The organism is Marinobacter sp. L-13, from assembly GCF_056857715.1.
This window is the reverse complement of record NZ_JBSXNQ010000065.1, coordinates 209,343-223,760: the sequence shown is the minus strand read 5'-3', so window position 1 is coordinate 223,760 and position 14,418 is coordinate 209,343. Positions and strand designations below refer to the sequence as shown.

The 14,418-nt window shown below is 56.4% G+C and carries 16 protein-coding genes; 11 read left to right on the top strand and 5 right to left on the bottom strand.

What is annotated here, in order from left to right; all coding sequences use genetic code 11:
• Positions 1 to 216: 216 nt before the first annotated feature.
• Positions 217 to 702, top strand: a complete 486-nt coding sequence (locus AC13DD_RS18630) for a thioesterase domain-containing protein (protein ID WP_008174272.1) — start codon at positions 217 to 219, stop codon at positions 700 to 702.
• 5 nt (positions 703 to 707) lie between these two features.
• On the opposite strand, the gene AC13DD_RS18625 is transcribed toward AC13DD_RS18630, so the two are convergent.
• Positions 708 to 2,396, bottom strand: coding sequence for an ABC transporter permease (locus AC13DD_RS18625; RefSeq protein ID WP_482931570.1), 1,689 nt, complete (start codon positions 2,394 to 2,396; stop codon positions 708 to 710).
• Positions 2,397 to 2,551: 155 nt separating this feature from the next.
• Positions 2,552 to 3,568 (bottom strand): Fe(3+) ABC transporter substrate-binding protein, encoded by a 1,017-nt coding sequence (locus tag AC13DD_RS18620; RefSeq protein ID WP_039882044.1) that lies wholly within the window; start codon positions 3,566 to 3,568, stop codon positions 2,552 to 2,554.
• Positions 3,569 to 3,754: 186 nt separating this feature from the next.
• On the opposite strand from AC13DD_RS18620, the gene AC13DD_RS18615 reads away from it, so the two are divergent.
• The 3 genes from AC13DD_RS18615 to AC13DD_RS18605 all read left to right on the top strand — a co-directional run bounded on the left by AC13DD_RS18615 (position 3,755) and on the right by AC13DD_RS18605 (position 6,184).
• Entirely contained in the window at positions 3,755 to 4,033 is a 279-nt protein-coding gene (locus tag AC13DD_RS18615; RefSeq protein WP_008174275.1) for a PilZ domain-containing protein, read from the top strand.
• 211 nt (positions 4,034 to 4,244) lie between these two features.
• Positions 4,245 to 4,700, top strand: a complete 456-nt coding sequence (locus tag AC13DD_RS18610; RefSeq protein WP_286801918.1) for a hypothetical protein — start codon at positions 4,245 to 4,247, stop codon at positions 4,698 to 4,700.
• A 176-nt stretch (positions 4,701 to 4,876) separates the two neighbouring features.
• Positions 4,877 to 6,184 carry a cyclic di-GMP phosphodiesterase gene (locus AC13DD_RS18605; protein WP_092032796.1) on the top strand — a complete coding sequence of 436 codons (1,308 nt, stop codon included), beginning with the start codon at positions 4,877 to 4,879 and terminating at the stop codon, positions 6,182 to 6,184.
• Here AC13DD_RS18605 and AC13DD_RS18600 read toward each other — a convergent pair.
• On the bottom strand, positions 6,174 to 7,289 hold the full coding sequence (locus AC13DD_RS18600) for an organic solvent ABC transporter permease (RefSeq protein ID WP_092032798.1): 1,116 nt from the start codon (positions 7,287 to 7,289) through the stop codon (positions 6,174 to 6,176). The genes AC13DD_RS18605 and AC13DD_RS18600 overlap by 11 nt on opposite strands.
• Positions 7,290 to 7,550: 261 nt before the next feature.
• On the opposite strand from AC13DD_RS18600, the gene AC13DD_RS18595 reads away from it, so the two are divergent.
• The 3 genes from AC13DD_RS18595 to queF are packed head-to-tail and all read left to right on the top strand — an operon-like array spanning position 7,551 to position 10,104.
• Positions 7,551 to 8,501, top strand: coding sequence for an ABC transporter ATP-binding protein (locus tag AC13DD_RS18595; protein ID WP_014576877.1), 951 nt, complete (start codon positions 7,551 to 7,553; stop codon positions 8,499 to 8,501).
• The gene (locus tag AC13DD_RS18590) at positions 8,498 to 9,271 is read left to right on the top strand and encodes an ABC transporter permease (RefSeq protein ID WP_014576878.1); all 774 of its coding nucleotides are present in this window, start codon (positions 8,498 to 8,500) and stop codon (positions 9,269 to 9,271) included. Before AC13DD_RS18595 ends, AC13DD_RS18590 begins: the two co-directional genes overlap by 4 nt.
• A gap of 14 nt (positions 9,272 to 9,285) precedes the next feature.
• The gene (gene queF, locus AC13DD_RS18585) at positions 9,286 to 10,104 is read left to right on the top strand and encodes an NADPH-dependent 7-cyano-7-deazaguanine reductase QueF (RefSeq protein WP_053115002.1); all 819 of its coding nucleotides are present in this window, start codon (positions 9,286 to 9,288) and stop codon (positions 10,102 to 10,104) included.
• A gap of 30 nt (positions 10,105 to 10,134) precedes the next feature.
• Here the strand turns inward: queF and AC13DD_RS18580 are convergent, their stop codons facing one another.
• Both AC13DD_RS18580 and AC13DD_RS18575 read right to left on the bottom strand, forming a co-directional pair.
• Positions 10,135 to 11,574: an adenylate/guanylate cyclase domain-containing protein gene (locus AC13DD_RS18580; protein ID WP_053115003.1), complete on the bottom strand. Its 1,440-nt coding sequence runs from the start codon at positions 11,572 to 11,574 to the stop codon at positions 10,135 to 10,137.
• Between the two features lies 1 nt (position 11,575).
• Positions 11,576 to 11,887 (bottom strand): Mpo1-like protein, encoded by a 312-nt coding sequence (locus tag AC13DD_RS18575; protein WP_053115004.1) that lies wholly within the window; start codon positions 11,885 to 11,887, stop codon positions 11,576 to 11,578.
• Between the two features lie 155 nt (positions 11,888 to 12,042).
• Between AC13DD_RS18575 and AC13DD_RS18570 the strand changes: the two genes are divergently transcribed.
• From AC13DD_RS18570 to AC13DD_RS18555, 4 genes are all read left to right on the top strand, one after another.
• Entirely contained in the window at positions 12,043 to 12,594 is a 552-nt protein-coding gene (locus tag AC13DD_RS18570; protein WP_014576882.1) for a nitroreductase family protein, read from the top strand.
• Between the two features lie 238 nt (positions 12,595 to 12,832).
• Complete coding sequence (gene flgB, locus AC13DD_RS18565) at positions 12,833 to 13,231, top strand: flagellar basal body rod protein FlgB (RefSeq protein ID WP_041645182.1); 399 nt, start codon at positions 12,833 to 12,835, stop codon at positions 13,229 to 13,231.
• A 34-nt stretch (positions 13,232 to 13,265) separates the two neighbouring features.
• The gene (gene flgC / locus AC13DD_RS18560) at positions 13,266 to 13,715 is read left to right on the top strand and encodes a flagellar basal body rod protein FlgC (protein ID WP_273017708.1); all 450 of its coding nucleotides are present in this window, start codon (positions 13,266 to 13,268) and stop codon (positions 13,713 to 13,715) included.
• Positions 13,716 to 13,733: 18 nt separating this feature from the next.
• On the top strand, positions 13,734 to 14,411 hold the full coding sequence (locus tag AC13DD_RS18555) for a flagellar hook assembly protein FlgD (protein ID WP_008174289.1): 678 nt from the start codon (positions 13,734 to 13,736) through the stop codon (positions 14,409 to 14,411).
• The last annotated feature ends 7 nt before the right edge of the window (positions 14,412 to 14,418 follow it).

Below are 14,418 nucleotides of genomic sequence, written 5' to 3'. Positions count from 1 at the left end.
CCTGACGATTGCCTACTTCGACCGGTTGGGAGTGCCGAGACTCTCGTGAACCCTCAACGTCTCGAACCGCCCGGTGCGGACCCGCATGCCGGGTGGTGTGGGAGGGGTGGAGCCTCATGGCTCCCCCCTATCCCGATTGCTGGAAGAAAACCGACGTTAGTCGCATAGGGAAAAGGAGGAAGCGGGCCTAAACTGGATGAATATCAGGAGGATGTTATGAGCCAGTTGTCCCTTTTCCAGAAGCGTATCCAGGACGAAATTCCCCTTTCCCGGGCGTTGGGGATTCAATTGCATTCCTGGGATGGCCATTCGCTGCTGCTTAGTGCGCCGCTGGAACCCAACAAGAACCACCAGGGTACGGGGTTTGGAGGCAGCGTGTACTCTGCGGCGGTTACTGCGGCCTGGGGTCTGACTGAATTGGCACTATGGGATCTTGGCTTGAAGGGCAATGTGGTGGTGCAGAGCGGGAATATCGACTACCTCGAGCCCGTGTCGTCGGACTTCTATGTGATCTGCCGACTGCCGGGTGAGGAGGTACCGGAACGTTTTCGCAAAAGTCTGGCCCGGCATGGCAAGGGACGGCTGGATCTGACGGCTGAGGTTTTTTGCGGCGAACCAAACACAATGCCTGAGGGGGATCCTGTGGCGGTTTTCCAGGGGCGGTTCGTGGTTCAGGATGTAAAAAGCCGGGTAACGTTCTGAGCTTGTCAGGCAATTGACCGGCTATTGGAGATTGAGCGGCTCATCAGAATAATCGGAATGATGCCGGCCAGAACGATAATCAGAGCGGGTAGGGCGCTGTGGTAAAGCCGCTCGTCAGAGGCGAACTGATACACGTAGGTCGCCAGTGTCTCAAAGTTGAACGGCCTGAGTATCAGGGTGGCCGGCAATTCCTTCATGCAGTCCACGAAAACCACCAGGGCCGCTGTCACCAGTGTGCCTCGCAACATTGGCAAGTGAACCCTGACCAGGGTGTTGCCCGGGGTGTGGCCCAGGGAGCGGGACGCCATGTCCATGCTCGGGGTAATCTTCTGCAACGCACTCTCCACGCTACCGGCCGAAACGGCAAGGAATCGCACGGTGTAGGCAAACACCAGGGCGAAGGCCGAGCCACTCAGTAACAGGCCCGTGCTGATTCCGAATATGTCCCGCATCAGGCTATCCAGCCAGTTGTCAAAACCTGCCAGGGGCACAATCACACCCACAGCCAGCACGGCGCCGGGCATGGCATAGCCCAGGCTGGAAAGGCGCATCAGTACCTGCATCTTGCGGGTGTTGTGCAGTCGGCGGCTGTAGGCGAGCGTGACACCAATCAGCAGAGTGGTGAGGGCTGCCGTGCCAGAGAGGAAAAGGCTGTTGAAGGTGTTTCGGACAAAATCCGGGTTCCAGCTTTCACCGAAGTATTCCCACGCATAGAGCCCGAGGGTTGCACCGGGAATCACGAAACCGAACAGAACCGGTAAGGCGCAAACCGCTACGCAAATCATCTGGCGCGGGAAGGACATGGTGAAGCGCTGGATCGGCTCACGGTTGTCCCGCGCTGCGAACTGTTGCTGGCGTCTGCGGGAATACCGTTCCAGGGTAACCAGGATCACCACGAAGATCAGCATTGTGGTGGCTATTTGAGCTGCCCCGCCGAGGTTGCCGAGGTTCATCCAGGTATCAAACAGGCCAGCGGTCAGGGTCTGGACGGCAAAGAAGTCCACGGTACCAAAATCGTTCAGGGTTTCCATCAGCACCAGGGAAAGGCCGACGGCTACCGCCGGTCGGGCGATGGGCAGAACCACCCTGAAGAACGTGCTCAGCGCGGAGTGGCCGAGACTGCGGCTGACCGCGAACAGAGACGGGGACTGTTCCAGAAAGGCGGCGCGGGCCAGAAGGTAAACGTAGGGATACAAGACCAGCCCGATCATCAGCGTGGCGCCTTCGAGGCTGCGAATTTCCGGGAACCAGTAGTCTGCGGCACTGCTCCAGCCGAACAGGTCTCGCAAGGCACCCTGAACGGGGCCAGCGTAGTCCAGGAGGCTTGTGTACACATAGGCAATAACGTAGGCGGGCACTGCAAATGGTAGCAGCATCGCCCACTCAAAGAATTTGCGACCCGGAAACTCGCACATGGTGACCGCCCAGGCCGACGCCAGGCCTATAACCAGGGTAAGGGCACCCACCCCAATCATCAGTTTGAGCGTGGTTGTCAGGTACCGGGGAAGGGTGGTTTCGATCAGGTGTGGCCAGATGTTCTCTTCGGGAAAAAACGCCAGAAAAATAACGGAGAGAACCGGAAGGGCGACGATGGCGGTGGTCAGAAGTGCGCTGATCATCCATTTTGGAGAGGTACGCTTAGCCAGCAGGGGCTGGGATAGCCCTGGATTAACGCTGGTTGCGGCCTCGCTCATAGTGTCCCTGCGCCTGGATGTGGAGTCTGTCCAATTGAAGGCTGCAGATTGTAGTCACCTGACCTGATGCCTGCAACGACTGGTGTCATACCGGAAGAGGGAAGCGCCCGCCAAAGGGCATGTGAGGGTGGTCAAACCACCCTCACTGTTGGCGATTACTCGCCGTCGTAATCGACGCGGTCAACCAGTTTGACTGCGGCATTGCGGTTATCTGCAATCTCCTGCAGTGACAGGTTGTCGGGGTTGATCTCACCCCACTCGGCAACCAGTCCGGAAGGCTTAACCTCCGGGTTTGCCGGGTATTCCGTGTTTGCCTCAGCGTAGATACGCTGGGCTTTCGGTGAAGACAGGAATTCCATCAGTTTGATGGCGTTCTCGCGGTTAGGCGCGCTCTTGGTCAGTGAAATACCACTGATATTTACGTGAGTGCCCCGGCCTTCGGCGTTCGGAAATACAAGCCGTACCTGTTCGGCAATCGGCCGCTGGTTCTCATCCTGCAGCATATTGCCATAGTAGTAGCTGTTACCAATGGAGACGTCGCATACGCCCTCGGCAATAGCCTTGATCTGGTCGCGGTCGCCACCCTGGGGTTTGCGGGCCAGATTGTCTTTCAGGCCTTCCAGCCACTTCTCGGTTTCGGCTTCACCATGGTGTGCGATCATGGAGGAGAACAGGGCGATGTTGTAGGGGTGCTTGCCGCTGCGAGTACAGATACGGTTGTTCCACTTGTCGTCTGCCAGTTGTTCGTAGGTGGTGATCTCACCTTCTTCCACGCGGTCCTTGGAAACGAAGATCAGGCGCCCGCGGGTGGTCAGGGCAAACCACTTGCCCTCGGGATGGCGCAGGTTTTCCGGAATGTTCTCTTCCAGAGTCTCGTTGTCGACGTTCTGAACGAGATCACGTTCTACCAGCTCGTTGAGGCGGGAAATATCAACGGTCATCACCAAATCTGCCGGGCTGTTGCGACCCTCGCGCTCCAGTCGCTCGGCCAGACCCTGTTTGGCAAAGACCACGTTGCTCTGGATGCCGGTTTCCTGTTCAAAAGCGTTCAGCAGGGGTTCGAGCAGATATGCCTGACGGTATGAGTAGATATTGACCTCGCCATCTGCGGAGGCGGCCATGGGCATGGCAGAGAGGGCGATTGCTGCGGTAGCAGCCAGTTTCATTCGCATATTCCCATCCTTTCGGGTGTTTCCGGTATTAATTTGCTTTGCCAGGATCGGCAAGTTTTTAAAAACGCCAACTATTCTCATTTCCATTGACTCCAGAGTCAATCTCTCCGTTGGCATATTTTTCTGAAAATGGTGTTATGCTTCGGAAGACTATAAAAACTATGCAAAAAGTAGTGGAATCCTCAAATGGATGGGAACGATCGAAGAGAGCACATACGCACGGCAATGAGTGCGAAAGTAAAGGTGGTTCACGAGGAGCTCGGCGAGTTCATATTCTCGACCCGCGATATCTCCGACGGCGGTGTTTTCATCGTTGTGGACACTGAGCCATTTGCGCCAAACCTCGGCGACACAGTTACCGTGCAGGTGCAGGGGCTACCTGTTCCAGCACCGATACTTGAAATGGTGGTCGTGCGCAAAACCAACGACGGGTACGGCCTCCAGTTTGATCAAAATGGTGACTGATAGACGGATTGAATGCCCCTGCCGTGGATAATGGCAGTGTTCAACCAACCGCTGTCAGGGATGCAACAGCCAGATGATCTTTTCAGTCTTTTCCAGAGCTTACAAGCCAATTATTGCAAGCCTTGTCCTGGTTTCCGTATCGGGCTGTGCGAGCTATTACTCACATTTTGCGATGTTTCCGGCTGAGAATTCATCCGGTGAGCCAAGACACGTGCGGCTGTCCTGGCAAAGCGCGGAGTATCCTGGTTGGTGGTTTGCCGGCGATAAAGCCACGCCCGTGAAGCTGGAAACCCAGTGCAGCGACCGTGTCTGGCGCCTCCGCGATGACGAAGAGGCGAGTGCCTGCGGCGAGGGTATTCGTGCCTGTGGCGAAGCGGGCCGGGATCTGGTGGCGCAGACGGGGCAGCCGGCAAGCGGCTCAACCCGCTGCATGTCCATCAATCCGGCGGATCCGGATGCCCGTATTGCAGAAATAGAAGGGAAACTGGAGTTGCTGGTGTCCTGTACCCCTGCCGTCTTGGCAGAGGGTGAGGGTGATGACGTGCTGAACCTTGACTATCTGCGAGCATCATCAGTTCCGTACACGGTTTATGTCCGGAAGGCGCCGCGGGGTTCAATGCGGTCCCGATTGCCTGAATTTGATGAATCGGTATGTGACGCAGAGTGACACTTTCTGACGTTGATATGTGACTTCCATCACGTTGCTACATTTTGTTTCCTGTTGAACATTAGCGTTACGTTTTGTCGCGTTTGGGTTACCTGGCGATACGATATTGTAATTGTGTCTTCCGGCGGTTCGGTCAGAATGGTAGCTATCGAAAAGTTTGTTGTGTGAGGTGGCCCGTGGGTGTCCAACAGAAAAAAGTCGCAGTTCATGATCTGGAAGTGGGCATGTTCGTGTCTGATCTGGACAGGCCATGGCATCAGACCCCCTTTCCGATTCAGGGTTTCCATATCCGGTCCCAGGATGACATTCGTGCACTGGTATCCCACTGCAAATGGGTTCTGGTCGATGTGGCGGAAGCAAGGGAATCCAAAGAGGTAAAAGGCGGAAGCAAGCCGGCTTTCGGAACATTGCAAGGCAAGCGCAGGGGTGGGCGGGAGCAACTCCAGTTGCCGCCCCTGAGTATTCGCGAGCCAGTGACGTATGAAACCGTTACCAGTCTCAAGAAGGAAATGAAAACCTCAAAGCGCCTGCTTGACGATATGGAAGGCGCGCTGGATCAGCTTTTCGAGACACTTCGTGCCGATGGCGTGCCCGATCTCCGGCCGATCGCTGCGATCACCAGCAAAATGGTGAGTAGCGTTGTTCGCCAGCCAGACGCTCTATTGTGGCTCAGTCGCACCCGTGCCCACGATAGCTACCTGTACCGGCATGCATTGAATACCTCTGTCTGGGCCCTGGTGTGTGGACGCCATCTCGGGTTGAACGAGGGGCTGCTGAACCATTTGGGCCTGGGTTGCCTGCTGTCCCAGGTGGGCAAGACCACGCTGCCTGCCGAGTTGCTGGCGCGGGAAGGCCAGTTAAGCTCAGAGGAGTATCTGACCTACCGGAGTTACGTTGGCCGTGGAGTCAGGATGCTTGAAAACGGCGGGCTCTCCCGTGCCGTGCTGAGTGTGGTTCAGGGGCATCGGGAACGTCATAACGGTTCCGGCTTTCCGGAGGGTGTCCGCGGCGATCGGATTCCATTGCTGGCCAAGGTTGCCGGTATCGCGGAATTTTTCGAATCGTTGATAGCGCCCCGGTCTCATGCCGAGCCGATGACACCGGCAAAAGCGGTCACGCTGCTCTATGAGATGCGCAATATCGAGTTCCAGGAGGACCTGGTCGAGAATTTCATCCAGGCGATCGGTATCTATCCCACCGGGAGTCTGGTCGAGCTGACCGATGGTCAGCGCGGTATTGTGGTTTCCCATTCCCCTGAGCGCCGTTTGTGGCCGCGGGTAATGGTAATGACCGATGCTGCCTCAAGGCCGTTGAAAACAGCCAAAATTATTGATCTGGCCAGATATAACGAAGGCAAGGAAGCGCCAGAAACCGTGCGGGTTCGCGATTGTCTGCCGCACGGTACGGAAGGCCTCGATCCTTCCTATTACGACGTGACCGGCGTGGAATCACGCTGGAGCCTCTCGGGCCTGATCAGCGGATAAGCACTCGCAGCTGTTTGCGAACCCACCGATAGGTATCCTCCGGACGGAAGCTGAGCAGCAGCTCGGACTCACCGCCGGAGGGACCAGCGACAAAATACTCAACCTCTCCGCTCTGCCAGTCGGCTGAATTTATCTGGATATCCTGCGGGCGTGTGCTGATGGCCTCCAGCTCCGCCAGGGAAAGTCCGCCCCAGATTTTCCGAACCGCAACCTGCTTCAAAGCTGTATCAGTGGCCGGATGACTGGCAACGTCTTCATCCAGGAAATATCGGTTTGCGACGGTTGTACTGATCGCCTTGAGTTCCCGGGTGAGATAGGTCTGGGCATCCTCCGAATCGATGTCTTCCATGGTTCGCACGGCGTTTTCGATTCGGTCCTTTTTGGCCTGCAGGTCTTCACTGTATTCAATGTCAGGATCGCGATCTTCATCATTCTCCGGTCGTGGCGGTGCGTTGTCGATTTCCTCCTGGGTTGGCGGCTCTTCACAGAGTTCATCGTCCTCGGGGTAAAAACAGATCGCGGCAAGCAGCTGGTTGGCGGGGGACATCGGGTTGTTGGCCGTGAATTCGGATTCGCTGACACTGAAATCAATCGGCGCTGTCAGGCCCGGAAGGGCCGCGTTCAACTGCGTAATAACCCGGTCGCGGATATCGATACCGTCGCCCTCAGCGACATTCTGGCTCCAGTTCAGGAGCATCAGGAACCGGGACAGATTCATCAGCGTTGTATTCTCCAGAACGTTTTGCTCAGTCAGCGTGTGGGTGCTCAAACCCTCATCATCCACCATTGGCGTTTGCAGCCCTGTGCGGGTGGTCTCGAAAAATTCGAGCAGGGTTACGTATTGCCTGGCCGGTACATCGCTAACCAGCGGCAGGTCTCCAACCCTGAACGTGAGGGTTTCGCCGGGGTAGTAGCGGAATTCTCCCGCTGTGTTCGTGGTGCCGGACTGACTGGCAGTCTGATAGGAAAGACCGTTAAAACCATTGAAATTGACTCGGCCGGTGCTCCTGTCGTCGCCGGAGCCTCCGCCGTCATCCAGACAGCCGGAGAGAGCAAGTGTGCCCAGCAGGGTGAACGTAAGTCGGGTGCGGTGAACGGATCTCATGGTTGAACGTACATTCCCTTCGTTTCAGCGCGCCTGCACCCGGGGTGCAGCAGCCTCTTTTGTAAATTGTTGTAACCGCATTATAGGGGCGTGATTTGCCTCATATCGGGATTCCTGTCGCAGTTTCCGTTATTGGTCCGGGGATGCCTCCGGCCGATAAGGGCCTTGAAATCAGCGACTTTGTCACAATAAATAGCAATCTAAATTCTGGCTGGCGGCGAGGGCCGTTCATTGCCGTTTTTCACCGAATCGGGATGAGTTATGACCAATGCACTGGAAATTGAGGGCCTCACCAAAACCTATGGTGACGGCTTCAAGGCTCTCAAGGGGATTGATCTGCACGTCGCCGAGGGGGACTTCTTCGCCTTGCTGGGGCCCAATGGGGCCGGCAAATCGACCACCCTGGGCATTGTTTGCTCCCTGGTAAACAAAACAGCGGGAAAGGTGCGGGTGTTCGGATATGACACCGACACCCATCTCTCGGATGCCAAGTTGAACCTTGGTGTTGTGCCGCAGGAGTTCAACTTCAACCAGTTCGAAAAGGTCTTCGACATTGTCACCACCCAGGCCGGCTACTACGGAATTCCTCTTAAACAGGCCTCGGCGTCGGCTGAAAAGTATCTGAAAAAGCTCGGACTCTGGGAGAAGCGGGACACCCCGGCACGCATGCTCTCCGGAGGTATGAAGCGTCGTCTGATGATTGCCCGGGCCCTGGTTCATGAGCCCAAACTGTTGATCCTGGACGAGCCGACTGCTGGCGTAGATATTGAACTTCGCCGGTCCATGTGGACCTTTCTGGAAGAAATGAATCGTCAGGGCACCACCATTATCCTGACGACCCATTATCTGGAGGAAGCGGAAGCCCTTTGCCGCAATATTGCCATTATTGATCACGGCAAGATTCTGAAAAACACCAGCAAAAAGGCCCTGCTGCAGCAACTGAGCCTGGAAACCTTTGTTCTGGACACCGAGAAGACCCTTGATGCCGCGCCTGAACTGAATGGTTTCCCGACTCGATTGGACGGAGAAGGTGCTCTCGAGGTGGAAGTGCAGAAAGGGCAGGGGCTCAACCAGGTGTTCGTGGAGCTTGAACGGTTGGGCATCAAAGTGGTCAGCATGAGGACCAAGGCCAACCGGCTGGAGGAACTGTTTATTCGCATGGTCGAAGAGAATGCTGCGGAGTCAACTCAAACCGTGGAGGGTGCAGCATGACTCCACAAGCGCTCTTCACCGCCTTTAGTACCATCGTTGTCCGGGAGATACGGCGGTTTACCCGCATCTGGGCGCAAACCCTGTTGCCGCCCGCGGTCACCATGACCCTGTATTTCATTATTTTCGGCAACCTCATCGGCTCCCGAATTGGGGAGATGGGCGGCTTCGACTACATGTCTTTCATTGTGCCGGGGCTGATCATGATGTCGGTGATCACCAGTTCCTACGCCAATGTGGTGTCTTCATTTTTCTCCATGAAGTTCCAGCGCAGTATCGAGGAGCTTCTGGTGTCGCCGGTGCCGAACTGGGTGATCCTGGCCGGCTATGTGACAGGTGGCATGGCGCGAGGCCTTGGCATCGGGCTGATTGTCACGCTGTTGTCACTGGCGTTTACCCGCCTGTCCATCCACAACTTGCCAATGATGGTTCTGACGGTATTTCTGACTTCGGCACTGTTTGCCCTGGGTGGCTTTATCAACGCCATGTTGGCGACCAAGTTTGATGACATCTCCATTGTGCCCACGTTCGTATTGACGCCGTTGACGTATCTGGGCGGCGTGTTCTACAGCATCGATTTACTGCCGGGGTTCTGGCAGGGCGTATCCATGGCCAACCCTATCCTCTACATGGTCAACGGCTTCCGGTACGGCATTCTGGGCGTGTCAGACGTTAATCCGTTTGTTTCTCTTGGTATGATTCTGGTTTTCATCTCCGTACTGGCATTCATCGCTCTCAGAATGCTGGAGCGTGGTAAAGGCATTCGCCACTGATTTCAGGAACCACTATGGCACTTAACGACGCTCCGCTTGGCAAGACAAGCGACTACCCGGACAGCTACGATCCTGGGCTGCTTTTCCCGGTGGCGAGAGAGGAAAATCGCCGCCGCATTGGTCTGGAGGATGGCCGTTGGCCTTGGTTTGGCGAGGATCTGTGGCAGGCCTGGGAAATCTCCTGGCTGCGTCCAAGCGGCGTGCCGGAAGTGGCCTGGGCGGAGATTGTTTTTCCGGCGGCCTCGCCCGCAATCATTGAGTCCAAATCGCTCAAGCTGTACCTGAACTCGTTGAACCAGGCGGTCTACTCTTCTCGGGAGCAGGTCGCGGAGGTGATTACCCAGGATCTTTCCAGCGCCTGCGGCGGTGCTGTTCAGGTGAATCTGTTGAGCGTCGACGAATCCGGTGAAGCGATTGGCCGGCCGGAGGGCTTCGAGCTCATTGATGACGAGCCGGTCAGCGAAGTGGTTTTTGAATACGCGCCTGAGGCGCTTTCAGCGAGTGGGGAGGTGGTGACAGAACGGCTCTGCTCCCATCTGCTGAAGAGCAACTGCCCGGTAACCGGTCAGCCTGACTGGGCGACACTCCTCATAAGCTACACCGGACCGAAAATCGATCGGGGCGGTTTGTTGCGTTACGTGGTGAGCTTCCGGCAGAAACAGGATTTCCACGAGCATTGCGTGGAAACCGTGTTTACCGATCTGATGGGGCGGTGCAACCCGGAGTCGCTTACCGTGGTTGCCCGGTATACACGGCGGGGCGGGCTGGATATAAATCCGTGGCGAAGCACGGAAACCGGCGGGGATGCCGGCCCAAGGTTGATACGTCAGTAGCAGGATTCTGTTTGAGCGCAGGGAAGCGCCTCAGGAAACATCCTCTTCCCGCCGCAGGCGATCTGCAGCATCTTCCAGAGCGGTCAGGATGGCCTGCCGCTCTTTCTCGGTGATCTTGTCCGAATCGAGATACATGGCGAAGCCGCTATGTTCGTGTTCCAGGAAGCTTCGGTTGGGCCCCATGTCGCGCCGGAAGTCGACCACTTCGTAAATTGGCACCGGCTTGACAAAGCCCTTCACGGTAATCTCGCCCTTGTCTCTGCACATGATCTTGTCCTTGATCAGCGCGAAGGTTTCGTAGGAAACGAGGATTTCGCCCGGCTCCGCCAGGGACTCAAGCCGGCTGGCCAGGTTTACTTCCTTGCCGATAATCGTGTAATCCATCCGGTTCTCGGCGCCAAAGTTACCAACCGTTGTATAACCGGTGCTTATTCCCATGCGGATTTCCAGCGGGGTCTTGATGCCCTGGCTGCGCCATTTCTGCCGCATGATTTTCATATGCTTGCGCATCTCGATGGCCATGGAGACACAGGCAAATGCGTCCTCCCTCTGGCCACGGCTGGTTGGATCGCCAAAGAACACCATGATGGAATCACCAACGAACTTGTCGATGGTGCCGCCATACTTGAGAGCAACTTCCGACATTTCATTGAAGTAGTGATTCAGCAGTTCGGTCAGTGCTTCGGGTTCCATTTCCTCAGACAATTCGGTGAAGCCTTTGATGTCAGAGAAAAACACCGCCAGTTTCTTGCGCTGGGTTTCCAGTCTCACGTCCCGCTCACCGGTGAAGATCGACTGCCAGACTTGAGGCGAGAGATATTTGGACAGTTTGTGTGAAAGCGCGATGGACTGCTCCCGCTGGTTCTGGATCTGGGTCTTTGCCAGCATCAACGCCCGTGCCTGCTGGTGGGAATAGTAAGCCGTAACGCAAATATAAAGCCCGGTGGATAAAATCGACACGATGCTGGTCAGCAGGGGCGAGTGTGGTCCGTCTGCCGGGCCGACGATCGCAACCGCCCCCGCAATGGAGGCCGCCATGAAGCCGGTGCCCAGGACCCACTGACGGATACCACCAACAATCAGGCAACTGAACATCAGCATCAGTGCAACGGCGAGGGAGGGGATGACGATCAGCCCGATGCAACCAATGAAAGCGCCACCAACCACGCAATCAAATATCAGCATTTTCTGACGGATGCGTGGCGAATTCCTGAGGAAAGTGCGGCGAGTCAGGGCATGGGCGATGTGGGGCCAGGTGAGGGCCCCGGCAACCAGCCAGAGAAGCCATTGCGGAAAGGCGCCCTGGAGAACGCCGGTTACGATAATGGCGGCGGTTGAGGTGTATGCCAGTACCCGGCCATTGTAATCGGGCATCGGGGGAATGGCGATCGGGTTGCCCGCCGCCTCGGACGAGAGGGCTCTGCCAGCTGAGCTACTGGCATTACGCAGGTCTGCCGGGGCACTCATCATTTCAGAAACGGATCCTGCCAATGAGCATGTCGCGGAACATGACCCAGTCACCCATAAGGCTGTACAGTGGATATTTGAAGGTAGCGGGGCGATTTTTTTCAAACTTGAAATGACCAACCCACGCAAAGCCATAGCCTATGACCGGCAAGGCCAGAAGCCACAACAGCTTGCCCGAAGCCAGAGCCCATACGGCGACTATCAGGACCAGGAGACTTCCAGCGAAATGCAAACGGCGACAGGTGACGTCGCTGTGCTCTTCGAGGTAGTACGGATAAAATTCGGAAAAGTTATTGAAGGTTTGCTGGTTGCTCATTGTGTTGCCACTCAACGTTGTACGACCGCGTCATTTATAATTGTTGGTAGACCCGACTACGACTAAAGGCTAACAGCATTACGTAGAACCCACAATTCACAGCCATGAATTGTGTTCGTACCTATATTTCAACAGTCTTTAAACAGCGAGCAGATATGACCGCAGTTACCGATTTCCTCCTGAACCGCTCCTCTGAACCGAGGCTGGAATCACCCGCGCCGGATTCGACAACCCTCGAAAGGGCCTTTTCCTGCGCGGCGCGTGCACCGGACCATGCACTGCTCAGGCCCTGGCGCTATCTGGTGATCGAGGGTAAAGGCCTTGAAGCCCTGGGAGAGCTGTTTGCGTCCACCTGTGCCAATAACAGCGATGAGAAAGAAATCGAGAAGCTCCGGCGTGCCCCCCTTCGCGCACCCATGGTCATAGTTGGTATCGCGTCGCCGAGGACGCATCCCAAAGTACCGGAAATCGAGCAGGTCATGTCGGCAGCTGCCGGCATGAGTTTTGTTGAGCTTGCCCTTCAGGATGCCGGTTTCGGCGTGATGTGGAGAACAGGCGGCGTTGCCTACCACTCCTCGGTTCACCAGGGGTTGGGCCTGGAAGAGCATGAACAGATTGTTGGCTTTCTCTACACCGGTACGGTCTCGGCATCCAAGCCGTCTGTGCCCAGACCGGCGGTGGACGAGTTTGTGAGTCATTGGCCCTGAGACCTTGTTGAATACCCCCGGCTTCTGCCGGGGGAAGCAGCTTGCCGCTTTTTCTTGCCCTTTTCCTTTCTCCTTTCCCGTAACCGCTACTCGGATTCTCTGCAGGGCCTGCCAACACTGGGTTTCCTGACAAATTAACACCTGACCATAAATCTGGCATTCAGCTTGCTTTAGTCCTGTCAAAGAGCACAGCCGGCAAAAACAGCTCGGCATACCAGTGCAGTTTTCGGGAGGCAACATGGCAATTACGTTTGATTCGGCTCTGGGCATTCATCAACACGCGGTTGAAGCGCGTGTTAAACGCGCCGAAGTTCTGGCAAACAACCTGGCAAACGCCGACACCCCGGGTTTCAAGGCGCGGGATCTGGATTTCCAGGCCATGATGCAGAAGGCCCAGGAGCAGGTCAGCGGATTCCAGATGGCCAAAACCCATGACGCGCACATGGATACCTCGCCATCGGCGTCGGAAAGCGATTTGATGTATCGGGTTCCCCATCAGCCGTCGGTTGACGGCAATACGGTAGACGCCCAGCAGGAGCAGACCCGGTTTATGCGCAACGCCATGGATTTCCAGGCCAGCTTCCAGTTTTTGAACAGCAAGTTCAGCGGTTTGACCAAAGCCCTCAAGGGCGAATAAGCCGCAGTCACAGGATTAGCGAAGGAGAATTTTCATGTCACTGGGCAGCATTTTTGACATCGCCGGTTCCGGCATGACCGCGCAATCACTGCGGCTGAATACAACCGCGTCCAACATTGCCAATGCAGAAACGGCAAGTTCCAGCACGGGGGAAACCTATCGCGCCAGGAAGCCGGTTTTCTCGGCGATTCAGCAGTCTCTGATGAATCCCGGGCAGGGAGGCTTGCCCATGGCTGCCGATGAGGGGCCGGGCGCCGGCGTGAGGGTTGACGGTATTGTCGAAAGTGATGCGGAGCTGCAGATGCGCCACGAGCCCCATCACCCGGCGGCCAACGAGGACGGCTACGTCTACTACCCCAATGTGAATGTGGTTGAAGAGATGGCGGACATGATGTCGTCGTCCAGAAGTTTCCAGATGAATGTGGATGTCATGAACACAGCCAAGTCCATGATGCAGCGCATTCTGACTCTCGGTCAGCAGTAACAGGGTGAGGAGCACAACATGACTGCAGTAAATGCAACAGACGCGTCGGATGTTCTGAGCCAGTACCAGCTGAAGCAACAGAATGGCGGCCAGGGCACCAGCGAGTTGGGTCGGAACGAGTTCATGGAACTGATGCTGGCCCAGCTGAAGAACCAGAACCCGCTGGAACCCCAGGACAACGGTGAATTCATCTCCCAACTGGCCCAGTTCAGCTCGCTGGAGGAAATGCAGAACCTTTCCGGTACGGTTGAGGATGTGGTGGGTCAGTTCCGTTCCAGCCAGGCGCTGCAGGCCTCTGCCATGGTCGGCAAAACCGTGCTTGCCCCTTCCCAGATCGGGGTTCTGGGTGCGGACGGTGAGATCAGCGGCACCGTTGAAGTGCCGGCATCGACCGGTGGCCTTCGGCTTTCGATTCAGGGTCAGAATGGTGAGCGGGTTCGCCAGATCGACATGGGTAGTAGTCCGGCAGGGGTGACCTCGTTCCGCTGGGATGGCCAGGACGGCAACGGCAATCCCTTGCCGCCGGGCGCCTACCGGATTGTGGCCGAGGCTTCCTACCCGGATGGGCCGCAGCAGTTGGGTACGATGGTAAGTGCCAATGTTGACAGCGTGTCCCTGGGCCAGGGTGGCTCCATTACCCTGAATCTTGCAGGCATGGGCTCCATCGCCCTGTCTGATGTAAAACAAATTAACTGATACCGGT